The sequence below is a fragment of the Streptomyces apricus genome, from assembly GCF_008369065.1.
GTDB classification, from domain to species: domain Bacteria; phylum Actinomycetota; class Actinomycetes; order Streptomycetales; family Streptomycetaceae; genus Streptomyces; species Streptomyces apricus.
In genome coordinates this window covers 386,534-387,053 of sequence record NZ_VDFC01000043.1, presented here as the reverse complement: position 1 = coordinate 387,053, position 520 = coordinate 386,534, and the positions used below count along the sequence as shown (strand labels likewise).

The 520-nt window shown below is 56.5% G+C and carries 1 rRNA gene and 1 other annotated feature (1 of these 2 only partly in view); the gene reads right to left on the bottom strand.

The features are described from left to right. Positions 1-116: ribosomal RNA gene (locus FGF04_RS42240) — 23S ribosomal RNA — on the bottom strand (its annotated part extends 2,704 nt beyond the left edge of the window); the annotation flags it as partial. Between the two features lie 16 nt (positions 117-132). Then, positions 133-206 (bottom strand) — a sequence feature (23S ribosomal RNA rRNA prediction is too short). Between the last annotated feature and the right edge of the window lie 314 nt (positions 207-520).

Below are 520 nucleotides of genomic sequence, written 5' to 3'. Positions count from 1 at the left end.
AGTTTGATTGGCCTTTCACCCCTAACCACAGGTCATCCCCCAGGTTTTCAACCCTGGTGGGTTCGGTCCTCCACGACCTCTTACAGCCGCTTCAACCTGCCCATGGCTAGATCACTCCGCTTCGGGTCTTGAGCGCGCTACTGAATCGCCCTGTTCGGACTCGCTTTCGCTACGGCTTCCCCACACGGGTTAACCTCGCAACACACCGCAAACTCGCAGGCTCATTCTTCAAAAGGCACGCAGTCACGAGACACCAAGCAAGCTTGATGTCCGACGCTCCCACGGCTTGTAGGCACACGGTTTCAGGTACTATTTCACTCCGCTCCCGCGGTACTTTTCACCATTCCCTCACGGTACTATCCGCTATCGGTCACCAGGGAATATTTAGGCTTAGCGGGTGGTCCCGCCAGATTCACACGGGATTTCTCGGGCCCCGTGCTACTTGGGTGTCTCTCAAACGAGCCGTTGATGTTTCGACTACGGGGGTCTTACCCTCTACGCCGGACCTTTCGCATGTCCT